Origin of the sequence: Acinetobacter larvae (assembly GCF_001704115.1) — a bacterium.
Taxonomy (GTDB): Bacteria; Pseudomonadota; Gammaproteobacteria; order Pseudomonadales; family Moraxellaceae; genus Acinetobacter; species Acinetobacter larvae.
Genome location: NZ_CP016895.1, coordinates 67,247 through 87,940 on the forward strand (window position 1 = coordinate 67,247; position 20,694 = coordinate 87,940).

The 20,694-nt window shown below is 43.0% G+C and carries 16 protein-coding genes, 2 tRNA genes, 2 rRNA genes and 3 pseudogenes; 10 read left to right on the plus strand and 13 right to left on the minus strand.

Annotated elements, in window-relative coordinates; translation table 11 throughout:
- Positions 1-70: 70 nt before the first annotated feature.
- The 7 genes from BFG52_RS00250 to BFG52_RS00280 all read right to left on the minus strand — a co-directional run bounded on the left by BFG52_RS00250 (position 71) and on the right by BFG52_RS00280 (position 4,371).
- Positions 71-637, minus strand: coding sequence for a DNA-3-methyladenine glycosylase I (locus tag BFG52_RS00250; protein ID WP_067551064.1), 567 nt, complete (start codon positions 635-637; stop codon positions 71-73).
- 30 nt (positions 638-667) lie between these two features.
- Complete coding sequence (locus BFG52_RS00255) at positions 668-916, minus strand: hypothetical protein (protein ID WP_067551067.1); 249 nt, start codon at positions 914-916, stop codon at positions 668-670.
- Between the two features lie 45 nt (positions 917-961).
- Complete coding sequence (locus BFG52_RS00260) at positions 962-1,507, minus strand: M23 family metallopeptidase (RefSeq protein WP_067551070.1); 546 nt, start codon at positions 1,505-1,507, stop codon at positions 962-964.
- Positions 1,508-1,571: 64 nt separating this feature from the next.
- Positions 1,572-2,612 (minus strand): A/G-specific adenine glycosylase, encoded by a 1,041-nt coding sequence (gene mutY, locus BFG52_RS00265; RefSeq protein WP_067551073.1) that lies wholly within the window; start codon positions 2,610-2,612, stop codon positions 1,572-1,574.
- Positions 2,613-2,783: 171 nt separating this feature from the next.
- Complete coding sequence (locus BFG52_RS00270; protein WP_067551076.1) at positions 2,784-3,149, minus strand: HIT family protein; 366 nt, start codon at positions 3,147-3,149, stop codon at positions 2,784-2,786.
- Positions 3,150-3,199: 50 nt separating this feature from the next.
- A complete protein-coding gene (locus tag BFG52_RS00275; RefSeq protein ID WP_067551079.1) occupies positions 3,200-3,937 on the minus strand; it encodes a dienelactone hydrolase family protein in 738 nt (245 codons plus the stop codon).
- Positions 3,938-4,212: 275 nt separating this feature from the next.
- Positions 4,213-4,371, minus strand: coding sequence for a DUF1328 family protein (locus BFG52_RS00280; RefSeq protein ID WP_067551082.1), 159 nt, complete (start codon positions 4,369-4,371; stop codon positions 4,213-4,215).
- A 292-nt stretch (positions 4,372-4,663) separates the two neighbouring features.
- On the opposite strand from BFG52_RS00280, the gene BFG52_RS00285 reads away from it, so the two are divergent.
- Positions 4,664-5,122, plus strand: coding sequence for a YcgN family cysteine cluster protein (locus BFG52_RS00285; protein ID WP_067551085.1), 459 nt, complete (start codon positions 4,664-4,666; stop codon positions 5,120-5,122).
- Positions 5,123-5,253: 131 nt separating this feature from the next.
- Positions 5,254-6,522, plus strand: a complete 1,269-nt coding sequence (locus tag BFG52_RS00290) for a replication-associated recombination protein A (protein ID WP_067551087.1) — start codon at positions 5,254-5,256, stop codon at positions 6,520-6,522.
- Positions 6,523-6,580: 58 nt separating this feature from the next.
- Here BFG52_RS00290 and BFG52_RS00295 read toward each other — a convergent pair whose 3' ends face one another.
- From BFG52_RS00295 to tnpA, 3 genes and pseudogenes are all read right to left on the minus strand, one after another.
- Positions 6,581-7,381, minus strand: coding sequence for a class I SAM-dependent methyltransferase (locus tag BFG52_RS00295; protein WP_081408572.1), 801 nt, complete (start codon positions 7,379-7,381; stop codon positions 6,581-6,583).
- A 358-nt stretch (positions 7,382-7,739) separates the two neighbouring features.
- A pseudogene (locus BFG52_RS16730) lies at positions 7,740-8,042 on the minus strand (aspartate/glutamate racemase family protein); the annotation flags it as partial.
- A 71-nt stretch (positions 8,043-8,113) separates the two neighbouring features.
- Positions 8,114-8,301 (minus strand): annotated as a pseudogene (gene tnpA / locus BFG52_RS16535) (IS200/IS605 family transposase); the annotation flags it as partial.
- Positions 8,302-8,335: 34 nt separating this feature from the next.
- Here tnpA and BFG52_RS00305 point away from each other — a divergent pair.
- A complete protein-coding gene (locus BFG52_RS00305) occupies positions 8,336-9,394 on the plus strand; it encodes an RNA-guided endonuclease InsQ/TnpB family protein (RefSeq protein WP_067551096.1) in 1,059 nt (352 codons plus the stop codon).
- On the opposite strand, the pseudogene BFG52_RS17400 reads toward BFG52_RS00305, so the two are convergent.
- The 3 genes and pseudogenes from BFG52_RS17400 to grpE form a co-directional block, all read right to left on the minus strand.
- Positions 9,384-9,479: pseudogene (locus tag BFG52_RS17400) on the minus strand (aspartate/glutamate racemase); the annotation flags it as partial. The gene BFG52_RS00305 and the pseudogene BFG52_RS17400 overlap by 11 nt on opposite strands.
- A gap of 217 nt (positions 9,480-9,696) precedes the next feature.
- Positions 9,697-11,637, minus strand: a complete 1,941-nt coding sequence (gene dnaK, locus BFG52_RS00310; protein ID WP_067551099.1) for a molecular chaperone DnaK — start codon at positions 11,635-11,637, stop codon at positions 9,697-9,699.
- A 119-nt stretch (positions 11,638-11,756) separates the two neighbouring features.
- Positions 11,757-12,305 carry a nucleotide exchange factor GrpE gene (gene grpE / locus BFG52_RS00315; protein ID WP_067551102.1) on the minus strand — a complete coding sequence of 183 codons (549 nt, stop codon included), beginning with the start codon at positions 12,303-12,305 and terminating at the stop codon, positions 11,757-11,759.
- A gap of 569 nt (positions 12,306-12,874) precedes the next feature.
- Between grpE and BFG52_RS00320 the strand changes: the two genes are divergently transcribed.
- From BFG52_RS00320 to BFG52_RS00350, 7 genes are all read left to right on the plus strand, one after another.
- Positions 12,875-13,138 carry a superantigen-like protein SSL4 gene (locus BFG52_RS00320; RefSeq protein ID WP_067551105.1) on the plus strand — a complete coding sequence of 88 codons (264 nt, stop codon included), beginning with the start codon at positions 12,875-12,877 and terminating at the stop codon, positions 13,136-13,138.
- Between the two features lie 227 nt (positions 13,139-13,365).
- Positions 13,366-14,436 (plus strand): alpha/beta hydrolase, encoded by a 1,071-nt coding sequence (locus tag BFG52_RS00325; protein ID WP_067551108.1) that lies wholly within the window; start codon positions 13,366-13,368, stop codon positions 14,434-14,436.
- 170 nt (positions 14,437-14,606) lie between these two features.
- Positions 14,607-15,167, plus strand: coding sequence for a peptidylprolyl isomerase (locus tag BFG52_RS00330; protein WP_067558920.1), 561 nt, complete (start codon positions 14,607-14,609; stop codon positions 15,165-15,167).
- A 432-nt stretch (positions 15,168-15,599) separates the two neighbouring features.
- Positions 15,600-17,136 (plus strand): 16S ribosomal RNA (locus BFG52_RS00335).
- 57 nt (positions 17,137-17,193) lie between these two features.
- Positions 17,194-17,270: transfer RNA gene (locus BFG52_RS00340), tRNA-Ile, on the plus strand.
- A gap of 75 nt (positions 17,271-17,345) precedes the next feature.
- A tRNA-Ala gene (locus tag BFG52_RS00345) sits at positions 17,346-17,421 on the plus strand.
- A gap of 355 nt (positions 17,422-17,776) precedes the next feature.
- Positions 17,777-20,668, plus strand: a 23S ribosomal RNA gene (locus BFG52_RS00350).
- Together the 16S and 23S rRNA genes with 2 tRNA genes alongside form the textbook arrangement of a ribosomal RNA operon.
- Positions 20,669-20,694: the final 26 nt, after the last annotated feature.

Genomic DNA, 20,694 nt, shown 5'->3' on the forward strand with positions numbered 1-20,694 from the left:
GTCATCACAATGATTTACGGGCTGTTGATTTACAGTCTGTTGATTTGCACTGGAATCTGTAATACCGCTTTTAATCTTTAAAACTACAGTGATCCTCATGATCATTGACCATTCCTACCGCCTGCATAAAGGCATAGCAGGTGGTCGGTCCAACAAATTTAAAGCCATTTTTTTTCAGTGCTTTGGACATACGTTGGCTGATTTCTGTTTGTGCCGGTGCTTGCTTATAGTCAGGCACTGTGTTCTGTATGGTTTCACCCTCAACAAAATTCCATAACCATTGCACCACATCATGTTGCTGACTCAGTTGTAGCCATGCTTTGGCATTATCGCGAATAGCCGTTAATTTGCCGATATGACGAATTAAAGCGCTGTCTTGGCAATATTGTGCGAGTGTAGCATCGCTCAGCGTAGCAATATCCGCAATCGGGTGTTGAAAAAAATACTGCCGATATGCTGCACGTTTCTTCAGTACGGTAATCCAAGAGAGACCCGCTTGTTGACCTTCAAGGCACAACATTTCAAATAATAGTGCAGCCTCATGCGTTGGTTTTCCCCATTCTTGATCATGGTAATGCTGATACAAGGGGTCATCACTACACCAACCACAACGGTGTAGACTTTGATGCTGTGCCATATTCGCTCCTTGAAGATAAAATATCAGTGTTTAGGATAAAGCAAAATTAATCCATTGATCTTGTTGATTGTCCCAATAGCTGAGTGTGGCATGCTCTAAGTCAGTAAACTCTAGCCATTGGTCTTTACCAGATTTATCGGCAAAGCCTGTGCTGATCAATAAGGCAGTGTCGGTGATTTCCATCACCCAACCTTGGTAACATTGATCTTTTAATTGAATTTTTTGTTGATTACCAGATTCAGCAAATTGAATCAGACGGTCAAGCAAAACAGCAGCCATGAATATTTCCTACAACAATATAGCGTACAAAGAAGTTGTTCGCGGTTAACGTAAATATGGATAAGGGTTGACTGCACCGCGACCTTTACCGTCTAGATAAATCCCATAATGCAGATGTGGCGCCGTATGACGTGCATTGCCTGTATTGCCCACATAGCCAATCAGAGTGCCTTTCTTGATATAAGCGCCTTCTTTGAGATCACGATGTTGGGCATTCAGATGTGCATAATAATGCCATGAACCCGCCGGACCTAAAATCCAGATTACAGTGCCACCAAGATTATTGCCCTTGAGGCTGGCAATGATGCCATCGGTTGTACTATAAACTTTTGTGCCACGATTCGCCATGATATCAATTCCTTCATGGCGCCGTCCTTGACTTCGTGCTGAGCCCCAAGTATCAGTCAATTGCTGAGGGTTTACGTTGGCAACAGGTATGGCTAAGCGTTTGGGCATTGGCATGGCCTTCAAACGTGCCGCTTGATCTGAGCTGATCGGTGCTGGTTGTTTGGTCTTTTTGGGCGCAGTGCTACAGGCATTGAGTAAAATGCAGCTCAAGCTGATGAGACTAATCGTGACAAGCTTATGCACAGATCTTCCTTTTTGATTTTCTAATGATGCTGACTGAAGAAATACATTATAAGACCTGAATATGTCACACTTTTAAAGCAGAGATCAATTTTTTCATTGCAGTTGGGATTCCCTGAGCGGCAGCTTGTTCATTCTCCAACCATGTTGCTTGCCAATGCTCAGCCAAAGCGGGTTGTTGTGCGGAGGGAATCATGATTTGATAAGCCTGTAAATGCCAAGTGAAATGGGTAAAGTGATGAGTAATCTGTGTCTGCATTGGTTTGTGTTGCAATGCATATTGCTGAACCAATTGTTGCCAATGTTGCGGATCTTCAATAATGGGCAAACTCCACAATCCTCCCCATAGACCTTGGTTGGGGCGTTGTTGCCAGAGCCAAGTTTGCGGTTGTTGTGCGGTGGCAAAGAGCAGTACTTGTGCTGTTTTTATGGGTACGGCTGTTTTGGGTTTTTTAAAGGGAATTTGTGCGGTCATGCCTTCGAGATAGGCTTGGCAATGTGGTTGCATCGGGCAATATAAACATAAGGGTTTCTTCGGCGTGCAAATGGTTGCGCCTAGATCCATAATGGCTTGGGTATAGTCATGGTTACGTTCGACTGGGCATAATGCTTCTGCCAGTTGCCATAATTCACGCTGGGCAGCTGGAGTCGTTAAGTCTTGGCTCAACCCATAAAAACGCGATAAAACACGTTTGACATTGCCATCCATAATCACGCCATATTGACGTAATCCCAATGACATCAGTGCACCGCCTGTAGAACGTCCAATACCGGGTAGTGCCATCCAAGCTGCTAAGTTGTTGGGCAGTCCCTCGCTTGCAACGATTGCAGCAGCTTTATGTAGATTTCGGGCACGCGCATAGTAGCCTAATCCTGCCCAATAGGGAGCAACCTCTTCCCATGTTGCTTGTGCGAGATGATGTACCGTTGGAAAGCGTTGTATGAAGCGATCAAAGTATTGCAGTACGGTTTTGACTTGTGTTTGTTGCAGCATAATTTCAGAGACCCAAACTTTATAGGGGTCATCTGCAACTTGCCATGGCAGATCATGGCGACCATGTTGATCAAACCAAGTGAGTAGTGCATCTGCGAAAGAAAAACCGGTCATAACTTCTGCAATAGAGGAAAGGGCGGCTAGTATAACCAATTGTCCTTATTTTGTGCGCCCAAAAAATGAGACCCAGCATGGTAAAACACTGGGTCGCCGTTTTAGTCTGTGCAGTTTAGCGTGATGTAGTGGTTTAAACGTACTGGTTTAAACGTACTCACTGCTTGGGATTTATTGGCTGATAATGCCCCAACGTTGATCAAGTTTTAAGGCTTGGTCTTGGTAACGTGGGATAATATGAATGTGAAAATGTTGGTCTTCATCATCTGCAAAGACTCGACCATCATTAAAGGCAATATGAAAACCTTGTGGCTGATATCTGAGTTTTAATTCATTTCGTGCCAATTCTAATAAGGATTGTAAGCTCTTACGTTCTTTATCTGTGACATCAAAGAATGATGTCACATGACGATGCGGAATCACAACGGAATGACCTTTAGATAAAGGATTTACATCAGGCAAAATGACGCCATATTCATTTTTAGAAATAATGTCATATTCATCATATTCACAATAAGGGCAGTGTTGATCTGTCATGGTTTATCCTCTTTATTGCTATAAAAAACTACTTCAGCCATTGGCAGGGCTTAAGCCAGTTGACGTTTTAATAAATCATACATGGCGGCAAGACTGGTTTTTTCAGCGCTGGCACTATAGCCTAAGTCGACTTGGTTGGCTTTCGCACGTTCATCGGCTTGAGGATTACTAAAGCCGTGTTTTGCACCCTCTAAGATTAAAACCTTGCTATTCACAGCGGCGTTGGCCATTTCAGTTTTAAATTGCTCAACATCATCAAGGCTGACCATACTATCTAAGGCCCCATGCATGACTAAGATTTCTGCTTGAATTTGACCTGCTTGTGCAGGCTGCTGGGTGGCGAGTACCGCATGGAAGGTGGCAACTGCTTTGAGTGTAGCGCCAGCACGTGCCAAATCGAGCACAACTTTACCGCCATAACAGAAACCAATTGCCGCCAAACGGTTGGCATCGACTTCAGTTTGCGCAGCAAGTGCTTCTAGACCAGCTTGCGCTCGTTGTACAATCGTATCTGCTTTTTCAAAGGTTTGCGTCATCCATTCATTGGCCTGAGCCGCCGATGTTGTTACTTTTTTCTCACCATACATATCGATGGCAAGAGCTGCATAACCTTGTTCTGCCAATTCACGTGCACGTCGTTCGGTATACTCGTTTCTACCCCACCATTCGGGTGCCACAATAATGCCAGCATGTGCTTGAGCATCATCAGGGGCGGCAAAATAACCTATCAGTTGGCTACCATCGGCAGCAGTATATTGAATTTCCCGTGTAATGATTGGCTGAGCCATAGTTATATCCTATCTAAAGTGGTGAAATTGAATAATATCTTTGATTAAATCATAAAATGCCCTGTGAAAAATGGCAGAATTTTATTTTGAATTAAAAGAAATGTCAGTAAATGTTTGAGCTGTCGTATAAATCGCCCAATACACAAAAATAGCATGTAAAAGAAGGGGAATATTCCCCTTCTCAGTTGTTTTATTGTTTATAAAGTCAAAGGTTTAAGCCGAGTCGCTATGGCTTAAGTGTCTGTAATTTAAGCGTCTATAATTTAGGCAGCTTATTAGCTTTTACCACGGGTAAGAAAACCAACAATCGCTAAAATTACAGCAACGATGAGTAGGATCACAGCAAAGTCTTTAGAGATTCCTGCGACGCCGCCAAAGCCTAAGAAACTGGCAATGAGTGCGATGATTGCAAAAATTATGGCCCAACGAAACATAATTCATCCTCCTTGCATAAGTGTTCTCTGAGTATAACGATCTGTTTGAAAATTAAACGATGTGATTCTGTAACAGAAAAATCTAATGAATCAAATATATGCTGATGGTCTTATCGATTGCAGTGCGCAGCGTGTCAGATTGAGCTGACAACATAATGCTGTCAGGCATCGTCATCCCCAGACCCAGCGCTGGCACAAAAGCTGTTATACTGCTGCCTTAATGCGCAGGCGTTGATCTGCACTGAGCATGTTGTTTTGGCTTTTATCATATTTCATGTCTAGTAGCACAATCATGAGTTTAACCGAATCTTTACGTCCTTTATTTTGGAAAAATTATCCTCTACACGAATTAAATCCTGTGGAGTGGGAAGCTTTATGTGATGGTTGTGGTTTGTGCTGTTTGGTGAAATTAGAAGATGAAGATACCCATGAGGTTGCTTATACCAAAGTTGCCTGTAAATTATTAGATTGCCAAACTGCACGTTGTCGTGATTATCCGCATCGTTCACAGCACGTCGCTGATTGTATTACACTGAGCCCTGCGCTATTGAATGAAATCTCTTGGTTACCACCAAGTTGCGCTTACCGCCGTTTACAAGAGGGTAAAAATTTACCGTCTTGGCATTACCTCAATACTGGTACACGACAAAGCGTTATCCGTGCCAAAAAATCCGCTGCTGGACGCTGTATTTCTGAAATAGAAATCGATGAAGAACACATCGAAGATTATATTGTGCGCTGGGTACGTTAAAATACTCATTTTGCATTGTAGCCACTGCAATATTGGTCAAAGCTTAGACCCTATAGAATGACCGTATGTGATTTCGTAGTTTTGTACAAATAGGCTACTATAGCCATTCAATGCTGAGCTAAAAGATTTCTATGTCAGATCATCACATTCCTTTACCTGAACGTCTGCGTCCTCGTGATTTATCCGAGATTATTGGACAAGCCCATTTATTGGGTGAAGATGCGCCTTTAAGACAAATGATTGATCAGGGGCATTTGCCTTCAATCATTTTCTGGGGTCCGCCTGGGGTAGGGAAAACCACTATCGCCTTATTATTGGCACAGGCTGTCGATCGACCTTTTCTAAGTTTGTCCGCATTAAATACTGGGGTGAAGGAATTAAGAGAGATTATTGCAGAAAGTGGTGATCTGATTAGCCCAGTGGTTTTTATTGATGAGATACATCGTTTTAATAAATCACAGCAAGACGCATTATTAAATGCTGTTGAGAAAGGCAAAATTACCTTAATTGGTGCAACTACAGAAAATCCCTCATTTGAGGTGAATAGTGCCTTATTGTCACGTTGTCAGGTTTACACTTTAAATGCCTTGGATGGGCAAGCGATTCAAGATCTACTTCATCGTGCATTGCAACAAGATGCTTTTCTCAAGCAACGTCATATTTCGATTGATGAGTATGATGCCCTCATTCAGTTTGCGGCAGGTGATGCGCGTAAAGCACTCAATCTATTAGATTTAGTCGCCAGTACATTTAGTGAAGATACTGAAAATCATATCGTGGATGCATTGGTTGTTAAAGTCGCACAGCAAAATATTGCACGCTATGACAAATCAGGTGAGCAGCATTATGACTTGGTTTCGGCTTTTATTAAATCGATCCGAGGTAGCGACCCTGATGCTGCATTATATTGGATGGCGCGTATGTTAAAGGGCGGTGAAGACCCGGTTTTTATTGCACGTCGTATGTTAATCGCTGCATCGGAAGATATTGGTAATTCTAATCCGAATGCCTTGTTGTTGGCGGGTGAATGTTTTCGTAGTGTGCAAGTGATTGGTATGCCAGAGTCACGGATTATATTAGGGCAGACGGCTGTATATTTGGCTACCAGCGCCAAAAGTAATAGCACTTATTTAGCCATCAATAAAGCCATGGCATTGGCTGAAAAAACAGCCAATCTGCCAGTTCCACTGCATCTTAGAAATGCACCCACCAAGTTGATGAAACAACAAGGCTATGGCATAGATTATCTTTACCCACATGACTATCCTGAGCATTTTGTGAAGCAGGAATATCTGCCACCTGAACTACAGGGAACTAAACTCTATCAGTCTGCACGCAATAAACGCGAGGTTGAAGGGGAGCGCCTACAACAAAGACGCTGGCAAGATACTCAAAGTTAACTCCTCTTCGCTCAGCAAGTGAAAATACTCACATGCTGAGCTGTGTGGTAGCGATCAACTAGGGCTTAACCACACGTGTTGCCAAAAAAGTTGGCAAATAGTGATCGATTACAAAGCGCGGTTGCGGTTGAAAATCCTCATAAAACCCTTTTAATAAAAATCCAGCATCGAGTTGCCCAGCAATTTGTTGCGTTAAGCTATGCCCAAAAACCAAAGCCTGTTGCTGCTGTATTTTTTGCTGTAATTGTGCCTGACTTAGATCTTTAACATCCGCGTAGGGAATTTTATAACGGGCATGAATGATGCCGGCATTAACGTCATCTTGACGGTCACCCACAAAAACTACTGGATTATAGAAACTGCTGAGTAAATGCCCAGCAACTTTTAATACGCGAAAACATTCTTGCCATACTGGCATTGGATCAGGAATGTATAAGTTTGAAATAGGATGAAAGATCACATCAAACTGTTGATCGTTAAATTGACTGAGATCGCACATATCACCTTGGATGATTTGCAGTTGTAATTGGTCTCGTGTTGCGACCATTTGATCTTGTGCAAGCTGTTGTAAAGAGGCATCCAGCACAGTGACATCGGCACCTGCCGCAGCCAAAATCGGTGCTTGTTGTCCGCCACCACTAGCTAGACATAAGATTTTTAAGCCTTTCACTTCATCTAGCCATCCTTTAGGCATAGCATTCGGGGTGAGCTTAACGTGCCATTGTCCCGCACGGGCAGCAGCAATGTCAGCTGCACTGACAGCACGTGACCAAGGACAATCTTGCTGTGCCATGTGGTCCCATGCTTGACGATTATGTTCGAGATATGGTGTTTTCATTGAAGAATTTGAATGTGGCATATGAAATACTCGTTAGCAATACGGGTAGCCGAAAGCTTATTCTTTTGATGACGCTCTGTTTGATGGTGCTCTGTAATGAATAGGATGAACAGCAATAACATGCATGCAAATTTCTGAGCATTCGGCTGAGAAAATGAATAACCACGGTGGGGCTATTTATGCAGCGTTGTTCATGAGCTGTATGGTCCTATGATGAAATGAAAAAAATAAAGCAGATATTATCTAATCGTTTTGTGCTGATATAACATGTGTAGAGATATTCTACTCAGTTATATACGTTACTATGCGTAGGATAACTTATTTTTTATACTCTATAAAGTAAATTGACGATGTATTTCTTACGACTAGCCTAGGTCTATTATTCTTGTGCTAAAGCAAAATCAACGGCGGCATCGGCATGAATGATCGTGGTATCAAATAAGGGAACTGAAAAGGCAATATAAATAATATCGTGCACGATTTTACGTTGTGTAGCATCTGGGGTAATCACGGAAATACCTTGCTCAAGCAGGCGGTTTTTATAAAAATCTTGTTCCATGGTAAAAGCTGTACCTAATAATCCAACTTTCTGAATGGTATGCTGTTGAATGGTCTGTGCGGTACTATCTGCAATATGTAGAAAGGGAATCGAAAGCGCTTGTTGAATCGTATCTGAGACTTTATCCTTTGGAGCGTAAAACCTCGGGGTTTAGCCCGAGGATATAAGCGACTGGCGTAAGCCATTCGTGTGTAGTGTGGTGTTTGCTGTTGTTGGATGTATTGTTTAATCATCTTAATTGGCGCACCGCCACATGATGCAGTAAAGTAGCTAGGCGACCACAGAGCATTTCCCCATAGCTTGTTTTAATTTCAGGGTGTTTGATTCTTAGAATGCGACTGGAAGCACCCTTTAAACTATTCACTAAGCTAGAAATTACTATTTACTGTTAGCCATAGACCCAATATATTTTAAGTATGAAGACACTTAAATTACGCATAAAAGATAAACATTGTAAGATGCTAGACCAACTAGCATTAGAGGTGAACTTTGTCTGGAATTATGTCAATGATTTGTGCTTCAAGCATCTACAGCGAAAACAACAATTCTTTTCGGCATACGATATAGCAAAATATACCAAAGGTGCATCCAAAGAATGCAACTTGCACAGCCAAACCATACAGGCAGTTACAGAAGAATTAGTGACAAGGCGCAAGCAATTCAAGAAAGCAAAATTAAAATGGCGTGTCAGCAATAAAAAATCAGCTAGACGCTCTTTAGGATGGATACCCTTCAAGAAAGTCGCAATTAAATATGCTGATGGCTATGTTCAATATGCTAAGCATCAATTCAAACTATGGGACAGCTACGGATTAAGCAAATACAATGTTAAAACAGGATCATTTGTAGAGGACAGCCGCGGACGTTGGTACGTTTGCCTTGTGGTTGATTCCATTAAAACTGAGAAAACCACCGCTAAAACCGCAATTGGCATAGATTTAGGTTTAAAAGATTTAGCGACTTGTTCAGATGGCGTAAAGCTGAAAGCCCCTAAAATCTATCGGCAATATGAACACAAACTTGGCATTGCTCAACGAGCAAGAAATAAGAAACGTCTTAGAGCGCTTCACGCCAAGATTAAAAATATCCGTCAAAACATGCTGCATCAATTTAGCCGTAAATTGGTTAATGAACATGCAGCGATCTTTGTTGGCAATGTGAATGCCAAAGCATTAGCACAGACTAGATTAGCGAAGTCTGTGCTGGATGCAAGTTGGTCAACATTAAGAACTATGCTCAAGTATAAATGCGAGAACGCAGGAGTATGGTATGAAGAAGTCAATGAAGCCTATACCACCCAAACTTGCTCGTGCTGTGGTTCACGCTGCAGTAGTCCGAAAGGTAGAGCAGGACTTGGAATAAGAGAATGGCAGTGTCGTGAGTGTGGTAGCTCATGGGATCGGGATGTAAATTCCGCACTGAATATTCTTGCGCTCGGGCATGAGCGTCTCGCAGGAGGAATCACCGTCCTTTAAGGTCGGAGAGGATGTCAATGATGTATTGATAATATAAATCTGTTGATTCCCAACTCATGCCACCAAGCAAGCCGATGCTTTTCATTCTACAGATCCCCATATTTGCAATGGTTTAAAATAGCATAGATCGTGCGCAATATTCTCATTGACTGGTATAAACACGCGGCTCCTAAACAAGCAACCAGTATAGAATGAACCCTATGATGCTGTTTGCTAATAAAGTGTAATGCCTATATAAACAAAAACCCCTCAGTTGCGATCACGCCACTGAGGGGGATAAGACTTAATTTTAAACGCAAGTCTTATTTTTTATCATCTTTAACTTCGGTGAATTCAGCATCAACCACGCCATCATCCGCTTTTTGACCAGCAGCATCACCACCTTGGAATGCATTTGGATCAAAACCTTCAGCACCACCCGCTTGTTGTGCTTGTTCATAAGCACGTTGGGTGATTGGCATCAAGATGTTTTGTAATGCTTCAGTTTTTGCTTTGATTTCATCAGCATCGTTGTTTTTCGCAGCAGCTTCTAGTTCAGAAACCGCGCTATCAACCGCCGCTTTTTCATCATCAGTGACTTTGTCACCAAGATCTTTAACGGCTTTTTGTGCACTTGAAATTAATGCATCTGCTTCATTACGCGCTTTGGCAAGTTCTTCAAACTTACGGTCTTCTTCTGCATTCGCTTCAGCATCTTTGATCATTGCATCGATTTCAGCATCTGAAAGACCTGAGTTTGCTTTGATCTGGATAGATTGTTCTTTGCCTGTGCTCTTGTCTTTTGCAGAAACTTTCAAGATACCATCAGCGTTGATGTCAAATGATACTTCAATTTGTGGCATGCCACGTGGTGCTGGTGGAATGTCGCCTAATTGGAAGTTACCCAACAATTTGTTTTGTTGAGCCATTTTACGTTCGCCTTGGTAAACAGAAATGTCTACAGCAGGTTGGTTGTCTGCAGCAGTTGAGAACACTTGAGATTTCTTCGCAGGAATCGTGGTGTTTTTCTCAATGATTGGAGTTAATACACCGCCCATTGTTTCAATACCAAGTGTTAATGGTGTAACGTCTAATAATAGAACGTCATTTTTGTCACCAGAAAGTACCGCACCTTGGATCGCAGCACCAATCGCTACAGCTTCATCAGGGTTTACATCTTTACGTGGTTCCTTACCGAAGAATTCTTGTACTTTTTGTTGTACAAGCGGCATACGAGATTGACCACCTACCAAGATTACATCAGAAATATCAGAAGTGCTTAAGCCAGCATCTTTTAATGCGATACGGCATGGTTCAATGGTACGAGCCACAAGATCAGCAACTAAACCTTCTAATTTTGCACGTGTTACGTTGATCACTAAGTGTTTAGGACCAGACGCATCAGCAGTGATGTATGGCAAGTTAATTTCTGTTGAATTCGAAGAAGACAACTCAATTTTAGCTTTTTCTGCAGCTTCTTTTAAACGTTGCAATGCAAGTGGATCATTTTTAAGGTCGAAGTTTTGTTCTTTCTTGAACTCATCTACCAAGTATTCGATCAGCGCATTGTCAAAGTCTTCACCACCGAGGAAGGTATCACCATTGGTAGACAATACTTCAATTTGTTGATCGCCATCTAAGTCAGCAATTTCAATGATTGATACGTCAAAAGTACCACCACCTAAGTCATAGACTGCAACTTTACGATCGCCTTCTTTTTTATCCATACCAAATGCAAGTGCAGCAGCAGTTGGCTCGTTGATAATACGTTTTACATCTAGACCCGCAATTTTACCAGCATCTTTCGTTGCTTGGCGTTGCGCATCGTTAAAGTATGCAGGTACGGTAACCACAGCTTCGGTAACAGTTTCACCTAAATAGTCTTCAGCAGTTTTTTTCATCTTTTTCAAGATATCTGCAGAAACTTGTTGTGGTGCAAGTTTTTTGTCGTTTACTTCTACCCAAGCATCACCGTTGTCAGCTTTGATAATTTTATAAGGTACAAGACCGATGTCTTTTTGTACCGCGCCATCTTCGTAACGACGACCAATCAAACGTTTGATTGCAAATAATGTATTTTTAGGGTTGGTTACTGCTTGACGTTTTGCAGATTGACCCACCAAAGTTTCACCATCTTTATACGCCACGATTGATGGTGTTGTGCGAGCACCTTCAGCGTTTTCAATTACTTTTACTTTATCGCCTTCAAGTACAGCAACGCATGAGTTTGTTGTACCTAAATCTATACCAATGATTTTAGCCATTAAGTTATTTCCTCAAATTTTTTTGCAGTGATTTATGCTTGTTATCCGATATGAGAGCCATCCAAAATTTTTCAAGAGTATCTATAAAAATTTTTTCAGAATTTCTCACCAAAGACAGACTATTGACCTACCATAACCATTGCAGGACGAAGTAGACGACCTGATAAAGTGTAGCCTTTTTGCAAAACTTGACTGATTTCACCAGCTTTTGCAGATGGGTCTATACCCACTGCTTGGTGCCATTCAGCATTAAAACCATTTTCGGTATCGACCACGACAACCTCAAATTTTTCTAAGGTTGAAAGGAGTGATTTGTGTGTCAATTTCACCCCTTCAAGCACAGGGTTTTCTTCATCACCAGCTGCTTGAATTGCTCGCTCTAAATTGTCGACTGTTTCTAAAAGTTGTTTGGCAAACTTTTCTAGAGCAAATTTTTTCGCACTATCTGCTTCACGTTCTAAACGCTCTTTGCTCTTTTCTGCCTCGTATTTGGCATTGGCAGCAACTGCTTTTTCATATTTTAGGCTTTCTTCAAGTTTAGCGATGTGTGCTTGTAACTCTTCAATAGAAACTTCACTCGGTGCTTCTGCATCTGCAAGATTCTGATCGTTCTCAATCTCAGCCTGTTGCTGCAGATCTTGAGCTGGTTCGTTATGCTCATTCGCCATGGATGATCTCCGCTTAAATGGGTTCTTAAACATGTACAGTCCTTTTCAAGGCTTCAGTTTTACTGGGAATTGCTGAACTGCCATGACTTGTAATTTATGAATATTTATGAAGTGTGGGCATACCCTTTAAAATTCAAGTTATTTGCTGAATTATTTAAGAAATAATGTGAATTTCCAGCAAAATAATCATCCTTAAACAATTTTCTGCCTTCCAACAATTCTCTATAAGCTATATTGCAAAACTCTTGCGATATAGCTCTGATTTGTAATCAAGTATATTTGAATTGTTGTTTTCTAAGCGTTAAATATTAAAAATAACCCGTTGAACAGGGGGCTATGGGTCGCTCAATATTGGGCTAAAGTAGATAAACAATTAAAAAACAATAAGATGAAGTTATGTGACTAATCACTTTTTTTACAAAATAACCTGTTGAATTTAAACAAACATGGTATATGGCAACTTGTGGCTGTAAAAATCGCTACTGAGTAGGGATGATAAATCTTGCGACTCGGGAAAAGATAGATAGTTCTGAGAGATCAGTGTTTCTTTTAATATGAAGGATAGATGAATGAAGAAAGTTATTTCCCTCGCGCTCTTGTCTACAGGGCTTTTTCTAATTATTGGCTGTAGTTCACATCCCACCACAGATTCTGTTGACTCAACATCTGTGCCGACCGTACAGCGTTCTCTCGAAGAACCGACTCCACAAGCAGATAGTGGTTTACCAGCCTCAATACAATCAGAAGCGCCAGTTGTTACACCAGTACCCGCAACTGAAGAACAACCCGCGGTTATTCTAGAACAACCTGCAACTGAAGATACCGTACAATAATGAATTGAATAAAGATGATCCCATGTGAGTGAGCTAAACCTATCATGATAGGTTTAGCTCATGATATTCATAAAATCACATATTTACCTTTTAAAAGATTGATAAAGTCAATGACAATCCTAGCAAAAGCCCATAGCGTATATTCATTGCAGAATGATTTATGTTAAATATGCAAGGTCAAGGGTTCATCGTCTCTGTCATTCATGCGTATATAGAGGGCTATATCTGTGATTTTATTAAAATCTTTACAACAGTATATCGATAAAGGTCGCGGTCCCAGTGCACGAGCTCTAGACCGCATGCCAAAGGTTGCACAAGAAGCCATTGCAAAATTATTAGCTTATCCTTATCACTATCCACAGCTTGATAGTTTCACCAAAGCCTTAATGGCTGCACAACTCAAACAAGGTTATCAGAACCTTATTGATCCGCATCATATCGAATCTTCTAGGCAGCAATTCGATGCCAACATGCAATCTATCGTACATAAGCCGACACCGATCAGTCATATAGAAGACATTCCGGTGGCATTGCGTAGTGGCAATATCTATGCACGACATTATCATCCAGCACCCAATAAGAAATTGCCGATGTTAGTTTTTTATCATGGTGGTGGATTTATTGTGGGCAGCATCGAAAGTCATGATGAGGTTTGTCGTATGATCGCAGCATACGCCAAAGTTCAAGTGTTGAGTATTGAATATCCATTGGCACCAGAAGTAGGTCCACATGAGTTGATTCAATGTTGTGAGGATGCATTAGCTTGGGTATATCAGCATAGAAATCAGTTTAAAATTTTAAAAAATCGTATTGCTGTTGGTGGTGATAGTGCAGGTGGGAATATTAGTACCATCGTTGCACAGCGCGCTGCGCAAACAAATTATGCAGCACATGCTCAACTATTAATTTATCCTGTGGTTGATTTTAAAAGTCGACATCCTTCATATTATGGTTATCAGCAAGGCTTAATTTTAACAGGGCAAGATATTGATACCGTCACGCATTATTATGCCAAGCAGTATCATATTGATTTAGAAGATCCAATAATCTCACCGCATTATGGTCGATTAAAAAAACTAGCTCCAGCGTTTGTGGTAACCGCTGGACATGATGTATTGCATGATGAGGGTAAAATATATGCTTATAAACTTCGCCAAAATGGCGTTAAAGTAGAATATGTTGATTATGAAGACCAAACGCATGGCTTTGTTAATTTAACCAGTGTCTCTAAAAAAGCCAGGAAAAATTTAATAGAAATTAGTAAAGCATTCCGCGCGTTTTGGGATAAAAATAGTTGAGTAATTAAGGCTGAGCAATAAAAAGCTATTTTGAAGCGGTTTGCGATAGCGATAGAAGTTATTTTGCATCAGTATTTCAATTGTAAAAATCCAGATCATTGATCTGGATTTGTTGTTTATGGAATGGGAGGATAGTATCTGATCATCGTTTAGAGTGTAGATTGAATATGATGTTTAAAAAAATTCTTGTTGCTGTAGCTTTAGCCAGCAGTAGTATGATGCTACAAGCCAATAGCTTAATGCAGATTAAAACCACACAAGGCAATATTGATATAGAGCTATATGATGATAAAGCCCCTATCTCGGTTCAGAACTTTAAAAACTATGCCAAAGCAAATTTTTATGCAGGAACAATTTTCCACCGTGTTATTCCTAATTTTATGATTCAGGGGGGCGGATTTAGTGGGCAAATGGTTCAGAAGACCACACAAGCCGCCATTAAGAATGAAGCAAATAATGGTTTAAAGAATGTGCGTGGTAGTTTGGCAATGGCGCGTACCAGTAATCCTGATTCAGCCACAAGCCAGTTTTTCATTAATTTAAATGATAATGTTGCATTAGATCGTTCGCCTTTTGATGCAGGCTATGCTGTATTTGGACAAGTTGTGAAAGGTATGGACGTTGTAGATCGTATTAGTGGTGTGCCAACAAGTAATTATGGCATGCACCAAAATGTCCCTAAACAGCCTGTAATCATACAGTCCATCCAAATAATCAGTGATAGCAAATAAAAAAACGAAAGTATTTGCAGAAATATATTTGTCATATTTCTGCTTTATTATTATAAACTTATACTTATTATGCTTATAAAGTGTTCTATTTTGGTGCGTAAATTTAAAGCACTCGTTCATTCGTCTTTGCAAAAGTACTTGCTTGTTCGATAAATTGCCCTATAATGAGCTCATCCCAACGCGATACAGCTTAAACAACTTAGCTCTTGGGCTTAAGTTGAAGGGTTTTTTATTGCGTTGATCTTACTCCTGACGAAGTAGTAAGAAGATCATTAAGAGATTATGAAGAACAACTTGTGTGGATTTTTACTGGTTGATTGATCGAAAATATTATCATTGATTGATTGGTAGGAATTACTCGAAGTTTATTTGAGCAAATTTTTTGTCAGTAATTGATGAGCCAGAATTGTGACCTTAAGTCACTAATGATTTTAACTGAAGAGTTTGATCATGGCTCAGATTGAACGCTGGCGGCAGGCTTAACACATGCAAGTCGAGCGGGGGAAGGTGCTTCGGTACTGGACCTAGCGGCGGACGGGTGAGTAAAGCTTAGGAATCTGCCCATTAATGGGGGATAACGTTTCGAAAGGAGCGCTAATACCGCATACGCCCTACGGGGGAAAGCAGGGGATCGTAAGACCTTGCGTTAATGGATGAGCCTAAGTCGGATTAGCTAGTTGGTGGGGTAAAGGCCTACCAAGGCGACGATCTGTAGCGGGTCTGAGAGGATGATCCGCCACACTGGGACTGAGACACGGCCCAGACTCCTACGGGAGGCAGCAGTGGGGAATATTGGACAATGGGGGGAACCCTGATCCAGCCATGCCGCGTGTGTGAAGAAGGCCTTATGGTTGTAAAGCACTTTAAGCGAGGAGGAGAGTACCTTAGATAATACCTAAGTGTATTGGACGTTACTCGCAGAATAAGCACCGGCTAACTCTGTGCCAGCAGCCGCGGTAATACAGAGGGTGCGAGCGTTAATCGGATTTACTGGGCGTAAAGCGTGCGTAGGCGGCCATTTAAGTCAAATGTGAAATCCCCGAGCTTAACTTGGGAATTGCATTCGATACTGGGTGGCTAGAGTATGGGAGAGGAAGGTAGAATTCCAGGTGTAGCGGTGAAATGCGTAGAGATCTGGAGGAATACCGATGGCGAAGGCAGCCTTCTGGCCTAATACTGACGCTGAGGTACGAAAGCATGGGGAGCAAACAGGATTAGATACCCTGGTAGTCCATGCTGTAAACGATGTCTACTAGCCGTTGGGGCCTTTGAGGCTTTAGTGGCGCAGCTAACGCGATAAGTAGACCGCCTGGGGAGTACGGTCGCAAGACTAAAACTCAAATGAATTGACGGGGGCCCGCACAAGCGGTGGAGCATGTGGTTTAATTCGATGCAACGCGAAGAACCTTACCTGGCCTTGACATAGTGAGAACGATCTAGAGATAGATTGGTGCCTTCGGGAATTCACATACAGGTGCTGCATGGCTGTCGTCAGCTCGTGTCGTGAGATGTTGGGTTAAGTCCCGCAACGAGCGCAACCCTTTTCCTTACTTGCCAGCATTTCGGATGGGAACTTTAAGGATACTGCCAGTGACAAACTGGAGGAAGGCGGGGACGACGTCAAGTCATCATGGCCCTTACGGCCAGGGCTACACACGTGCTACAATGGTCGGTACAAAGGGTTGCTACCTAGCGATAGGATGCTAATCTCAAAAAGCCGATCGTAGTCCGGATTGGAGTCTGCAACTCGACTCCATGAAGTCGGAATCGCTAGTAATCGCGGATCAGAATGCCGCGGTGAATACGTTCCCGGGCCTTGTACACACCGCCCGTCACACCATGGGAGTTTGTTGCACCAGAAGTAGGTAGGATAACCGTAAGGAGTCCGCTTACCACGGTGTGGCCAATGACTGGGGTGAAGTCGTAACAAGGTAGCCGTAGGGGAACCTGCGGCTGGATCACCTCCTTAACGAAAGATTAGTGATTGGTAAGAATCCACAACAAGTTGTTCTTCAGTGTCTACGATGGGTCTGTAGCTCAGTTGGTTAGAGCACACGCTTGATAAGCGTGGGGTCACAAGTTCAAGTCTTGTCAGACCCACCACTAACTATGCTTGCAAGGTATCTTGTGAGAGGGTGACGGAAAAGTAGATACGAAATAATCTCGTAGATTTAAGCTGGGGACTTAGCTTAGTTGGTAGAGCGCCTGCTTTGCACGCAGGAGGTCAGGAGTTCGACTCTCCTAGTCTCCACCACTCATTATGATGAGTAAGGCTAAGAAAGAAGCTTAAAGCTAAAATGAAAGATCGATTATAGAGTTTAAATAAGAATTGGCATGAGCTGATTATATTTAACCTCTGTGATTTATCACAGTATCTTGACCTGACGAAGGCAAGATAAATCATTAACAGATTAGAAATTGAGTCTGAAATAAATTGTTCAACTTGATTTGTTTGAAAAGACAAATTGAGAACTAGTAAATGAACACTGAATCAAGCGTTTTGGTATGTGAATTTAGATTGAAGCTGTACAGTGTTTAAGTACACGAAACTTCGAACTGCGATGTTGTTAGTGCTCCTTGTAGGTGCTTGCGACTGTTTGGGGTTGTATAGTCAAGTAATTAAGTGCATGTGGTGGATGCCTTGGCAGTCAGAGGCGAAGAAAGACGTGATAGCCTGCGAAAAGCGTCGGGGAGGCGGCAAATATCCTGTGATCCGGCGATGTCTGAATGGGGAAACCCACCTACTTTAAGGTAGGTATCAATAACTGAATACATAGGTTATTGAGGCGAACGAGGGGAAGTGAAACATCTCAGTACCCTTAGGAAAAGAAATCAATTGAGATTCCCTGAGTAGCGGCGAGCGAACGGGGAACAGCCCATTAAGTCATATTTGTTTTAGTGGAATGCACTGGGAAGTGCAAACGTAGAGGGTGATATTCCCGTACACGAAAGAGCAAATATGATGATGTCGAGTAGGGCGAGGCACGTGAAACCTTGTCTGAATATGGGGGGACCATCCTCCAAGGCTAAATACTCCTGACTGACCGATAGTGAACCAGTACCGTGAGGGAAAGGCGAAAAGAACCCCTGTGAGGGGAGTGAAATAGATCCTGAAACCGCATGCATACAAGCAGTGGGAGCTCCATTTTGGAGTGACTGCGTACCTTTTGTATAATGGGTCAGCGACTTATATTCAGTAGCGAGGTTAACCGTATAGGGGAGCCGTAGAGAAATCGAGTCTTAATAGGGCGTCTAGTTGCTGGGTATAGACCCGAAACCGGGTGATCTATCCATGAGCAGGTTGAAGGTTGGGTAACACTAACTGGAGGACCGAACCCACCGTCGTTGAAAAGCCGGGGGATGACTTGTGGATAGGGGTGAAAGGCTAATCAAACTCGGTGATAGCTGGTTCTCCCCGAAAGCTATTTAGGTAGCGCCTCGGACGAATACCATTGGGGGTAGAGCACTGTTTCGGCTAGGGGGTCATCCCGACTTACCAAACCGATGCAAACTCCGAATACCAATGAGTACTATCCGGGAGACAGACTGCGGGTGCTAACGTCCGTAGTCAAGAGGAAAACAATCCAGACCGCCAGCTAAGGCCCCAAAATCATAGTTAAGTGGGAAACGATGTGGGAAGGCATAGACAGCTAGGAGGTTGGCTTAGAAGCAGCCACCCTTTAAAGAAAGCGTAATAGCTCACTAGTCGAGTCGGCCTGCGCGGAAGATGTAACGGGGCTAAAACTATGTGCCGAAGCTGCGGATGTATACTTATGTATACGTGGTAGGGGAGCGTTCTGTAAGCCGAAGAAGGTGGATTGAGAAGTCTGCTGGAGGTATCAGAAGTGCGAATGCTGACGTGAGTAACGATAAAACGGGTGAAAAACCCGTTCGCTGAAAGACCAAGGGTTCCAGTCCAACGTTAATCGGGGCTGGGTGAGTCGACCCCTAAGGCGAGGCCGAGAGGCGTAGTCGATGGGAAATTGGTTAATATTCCAATACTTCTGTGTAATGCGATGAGAGGACGGAGAAGGTTAAGTCAGCCTGGCGTTGGTTGTCCAGGTGGAAGACAGTAGGCATGCATCTTAGGCAAATCCGGGGTGCTCTATGCTGAGAGTCGATAGCAAGCTAGTTTACTAGCGAAGTGGCTGATACCCTGCTTCCAGGAAAAGTCTCTAAGCTACAGTTACACAGGAATCGTACCCGAAACCGACACAGGTGGTCAGGTCGAGTAGACCAAAGCGCTTGAGAGAACTCTGCTGAAGGAACTAGGCAAAATGGTACCGTAACTTCGGGAGAAGGTACGCTGCTGACGGTGATTCCCCTCGCGGGATGAGCGGTTGGCAGCCTCAGAAACCAGGCCGCTGCAACTGTTTATTAAAAACATAGCACTCTGCAAACACGAAAGTGGACGTATAGGGTGTGATGCCTGCCCGGTGCTGGAAGGTTAATTGATGGGGTTAGCGTAAGCGAAGCTCTTGATCGAAGCCCCAGTAAACGGCGGCCGTAACTATAACGGTCCTAAGGTAGCGAAATTCCTTGTCGGGTAAGTTCCGACCTGCACGAATGGCATAATGATGGCGGCGCTGTCTCCAGCAGAGGCTCAGTGAAATCGAAATCGCTGTGAAGATGCAGTGTACCCGCGGCTAGACGGAAAGACCCCGTGAACCTTTACTGCAGCTTGACATTGAACTTTGACCTTACTTGTGTAGGATAGGTGGGAGGCTTAGAAGTGGTGACGCTAGTTACCATGGAGCCATCCTTGAAATACCACCCTGGTAATGTTGAGGTTCTAACTCTGGTCCCTAATCGGGATCGAGGACCATGTCTGGTGGGTAGTTTGACTGGGGCGGTCTCCTCCTAAAGAGTAACGGAGGAGTACGAAGGTGCGCTCAGCGTGGTCGGAAATCACGCGTAGAGTATAAAGGCAAAAGCGCGCTTAACTGCGAGACCAACAAGTCGAGCAGGTACGAAAGTAGGTCTTAGTGATCCGGTGGTTCTGTATGGAAGGGCCATCGCTCAACGGATAAAAGGTACTCTGGGGATAACAGGCTGATACCGCCCAAGAGTTCATATCGACGGCGGTGTTTGGCACCTCGATGTCGGCTCATCTCATCCTGGGGCTGAAGCAGGTCCCAAGGGTATGGCTGTTCGCCATTTAAAGAGGTACGCGAGCTGGGTTTAGAACGTCGTGAGACAGTTCGGTCCCTATCTACCGTGGGCGTTGGAAATTTGAGAGGATCTGCTCCTAGTACGAGAGGACCAGAGTGGACGAACCTCTGGTGTACCGGTTGTGACGCCAGTCGCATCGCCGGGTAGCTATGTTCGGAAGGGATAACCGCTGAAAGCATCTAAGCGGGAAGCCTACCTCAAGATTAGATTTCCCTTGGAGTTTATCTCCACTAAAGAGCCGTTGAAGACTACGACGTTGATAGGTTGGATGTGGAAGCATGGCGACATGTGAAGCTGACCAATACTAATTGCTCGTGAGGCTTGACTATACAACACCCAAACAGTTGTTGTATAA